Here is a 1,651-nt window from a genome sequence, read left to right as displayed (position 1 = left end):
CCCATAATGTATTGGAGTAAATCCACTTAGTGAATGGATTGGTTGATCAGTGCGCCTCCCCCATCCAATGCCCTTGTACCGCGCCAGCTATTACTGTCATAGTACTCCTGGGAGCGGTACCAGGTTGTGCGTGAGACGCCAAAGTTCAACTGCCCCAGCTGGTTGGTGTCCACCGCCTTTTTTAATTCAACAATCGCTGGATCATATCTATGCTGGGAAATGCAGCAAAGTTTTACATGACAGGCGCGGCATGTCTCGAGAAGTTTATCGGTCGCTTCAAGCGTGACGTCAATCGGTTTTTCCACAATGATGTGTTTACCGGACAGGGCGGCAGCCATGCCCAGCTCCGCATGCGTTCCGCTCGGCGTAAGTATACAAACAACATCTATGTCCTTATTCGCTAGCATCTCATCATAATCCGTATAGACTTGTGCTCCGTAACTGGCCGCGAAAGATTCTGCTTTGTTCTGGTTATTACCGCATACTGCAATTAATTTAGCGCCTTGTATTTCATCGATGCACGTCGCATGAATTTTGGCGATCATACCATATCCAACGATTCCGAAGTTCAAAACCTCTTTCATTCGTCAACTCCTCCAAGTATTATCCTGATAGTCTGGCAGTCGCTTATTCTCTTGTTCTCACTTGAAGTAGTTTGGGTAATGTACTTTTAATAACTGTTTATCAATAACTGCCAGCATCAAGTGATCTTCCGTCAATTTTTCTGCAAGATCGGCATCTTTCTTTCTTATCGCTTCTAAAATCTGTACATGTTGATTCAAAATATGGTCCCAATTGTGGTCCGCTACCAACCTTAACAACCGGCTTCGATTAAAATCCAGATTCATTTGTTGAATTACTGACCAGGTTTTACTTTTATTACACCCCTCAAAAATCGTGTGGTGAAATTCCTCATCCAGCTCAAACATTCTTTTAAAGTCTTTTTCCTTTATGCATTTCTTTTGGAAGCTCGCATTCGTTTCCAATTCCATGAGGTTTTCCTGTGTTAAATAGTCACAAGCCAGCCGAATGACAGCTCTCTCCACATGCTCGCGCATGAACCTAGCTTCTTCCACAGATTCTAAGTCTATTAAAGATACAAACGTTCCCCGCTGCGGGAAAACATCGACTAGACCTTCTTGTGCCAGACGCAGAAACGCCTCTCTCACCGGGGTACGGCTTACATTGAATTGTAATGATATCTCTTTTTCGGAAATACCTGTCCCTGGAGTAAGCTGAAGAATTAAAATTTGTTCTTTCAGATCCGTATAAACCTGGTCCCTAGTAGAGAGATTTGATTTCAATTAGTTCTCCTCCAAGTATTCATAAACTGCCATACTACCATACTAGTATATTCAGAATATTAGCAAAGCAAATATCAATTGTAAATCGTTATTTTGAAAGCGCTTAACGGTAATTCTTGCCAACAACTAACTTTTTCACTTAAAACACCTCCTTCACTCTTTTATTGACCTCCTGTAAAGTGTCAAAAACCCAGCGCACGTTAGATGATTCAGAACACCAGTGAAAATGCCGACTGTAATTAAAACCGATTCCCTAGGTAAATAAGGAATCGGTTCTTTCCTTTATTTTGTTTATTTTTTCCCTTATTGGAAGGCAGCATAGTTCAGAATAAATAATACATTTTTTG

2 protein-coding genes are annotated in these 1,651 nt (G+C 41.4%); both read right to left on the bottom strand.

Annotated elements, in window-relative coordinates:
• Nucleotides 1-26: 26 nt before the first annotated feature.
• Complete coding sequence (locus ABHN01_RS25600) at nucleotides 27-584, bottom strand: Gfo/Idh/MocA family protein (protein ID WP_429877884.1); 558 nt, start codon at nucleotides 582-584, stop codon at nucleotides 27-29.
• Between the two features lie 57 nt (nucleotides 585-641).
• On the bottom strand, nucleotides 642-1,304 hold the full coding sequence (locus ABHN01_RS25595; RefSeq protein ID WP_429877883.1) for a GntR family transcriptional regulator: 663 nt from the start codon (nucleotides 1,302-1,304) through the stop codon (nucleotides 642-644).
• Between the last annotated feature and the right edge of the window lie 347 nt (nucleotides 1,305-1,651).

Source organism: Fictibacillus sp. NRS-1165, from assembly GCF_050468105.1.
Lineage (GTDB): Bacteria > Bacillota > Bacilli > Bacillales > Fictibacillaceae > Fictibacillus_C > Fictibacillus_C terrinigri.
Note: the sequence above shows the minus strand (reverse complement) of the source record. Positions and strands in the feature narration are given on the sequence as shown.

Excerpts from the sequence above, each read along its gene's own strand:
- ABHN01_RS25600 (WP_429877884.1), bottom strand. The coding sequence starts at position 584 with ATGAAAGAGGTTTTGAACTTCGGAATCGTTGGATATGGTATGATCGCC.